We start from the raw sequence: 1,560 nt of genomic DNA, 5'->3' as shown, positions 1-1,560 counted from the left end.
TAGCCTGGATTTCTCACGGGGTATAAAAGAAAGCGGCTGAAAGTGTTAACGTTTCAGGGCCTTACACCAAAAACCAACACCAACCGCCGCTTCCAAAATGGTACCTGAAAAACTGACCTTCTCGCCACTCTCACGCCGGCAAATTGAAGCCGATTTCTCTGGGGGCCACATCACCTCCGATGCTGGATTGCTCTTGCTACGGGAAGTCGATAAACAACATCGTCTGACGCACCGCTTGGCCTCCGTGCTTCATGATCCCCGCGCACCGGAACAGGTTCGTCACAAGCTCGACACTCTGGTGCGTCAGCGGGTGTTCGGTGTCGCCGCGGGCTACGAAGATTTTAACGACCATGAGGCCCTACGTTACGACCAAGCGCTTCAGACCGCGCTAGGTGAAGATGAAGTCTTGGCGGGTAAGTCTACACTGTGTCGGAGCGAGCAGAAGGTAGACCGGCAAGCGATGGTGAAGGCCCATGCGTTACTGTGGCATCACTTCATTGAGCAGCATGACCAACCCCCCAAGGAAATCGTGCTGGACTTTGATGGCACCGATATTCCCGTGCACGGCGAGCAACCCGGGAAGTTCTTTAACCGCTATTATGATCACCACTGCTACTTCCCGCTGTATGTCTTCTGTGGCCGCCATCTGCTAGTGAGCTATCTGCGTACCAGTGACCACAGCGACAGCCATCACAGCTGGGCCATCCTGGCGTTACTGGTGCGCTTTATCCGCCAGTACTGGCCCGATACGCGCATTGTGTTACGAGGTGATAGTCACTTTTGTCGCCCCCGGATGCTGAACTGGTGCGATCGGCATCACGTTGACTATATCGTGGGTATCGGTAAGAACAGTCGGCTGCTCAAGGAAGTGGACGTGCCCATGATGCTGGTGCGCAAGACCCAATGGCAGGTGGGAGGCAAAGTGGCAGAGACGTTCCGCTTCCCGTATCAAGCACACTCTTGGAAATACCCACGCTGGGTGGTCGCTCGTCTAGAAGAAAGCGAGCTGGGCTCCAATCCCCGATTTATCATCAGCTCCCGTTACGACGACGGCTTCAAGCTTTACTACGAGCAGTATTGTGCTCGGGGCGACATGGAAAACCGAATCAAGGATCAACAACTGAGCCTGTTTGCTGACCGGACCTCCAGTACGCACTGGTGGGCCAATCAGTGGCGGCTGATCTTATCGGGCTTCGCCTATACGCTGTTCGAGCGCTTACGTACTTACCTGAAGAAGACCCCTTTTGAGCGCATGAGCCCAAGCAACCTGAGGCTCAAACTCATCAAAGTGGGCGCGGTCATCATCCGCAATACGCGCCGAATCCGGGTGTTGATGAGTGACAGCTACCCCTATAAAGCGCAACTATCCGATCTCGTCAGGCGGTTGGTGCCGAACTGAATGCGCGGGCGCCCCCGGCCCGACGCAATGGGGGAAAGGGGGAAGTGTATCTGAACGACGGAAAGTGGTTAAAAAGTAGGCAATTTAAGATGTACCAATAGGTTTTTAATAGCATGGCGGCCTGGGTGCGGTACTTGCTGAGGTGCTATGAGAAATCCGGG

At 54.8% G+C, this 1,560-nt stretch carries 1 protein-coding gene; it reads left to right on the top strand.

Translation table 11 applies throughout. The features are described from left to right. The first annotated feature begins 97 nt into the window (after positions 1 to 97). A complete protein-coding gene (locus tag CXF87_RS11965) occupies positions 98 to 1,399 on the top strand; it encodes an IS1380 family transposase (protein WP_101146771.1) in 1,302 nt (433 codons plus the stop codon). Positions 1,400 to 1,560 lie beyond the last annotated feature (161 nt).

It is taken from the genome of Halomonas sp. MES3-P3E (assembly GCF_002836035.1).
Taxonomy (GTDB): Bacteria; Pseudomonadota; Gammaproteobacteria; order Pseudomonadales; family Halomonadaceae; genus Vreelandella; species Vreelandella arctica.
Note: the sequence above shows the minus strand (reverse complement) of the source record. Positions and strands in the feature narration are given on the sequence as shown.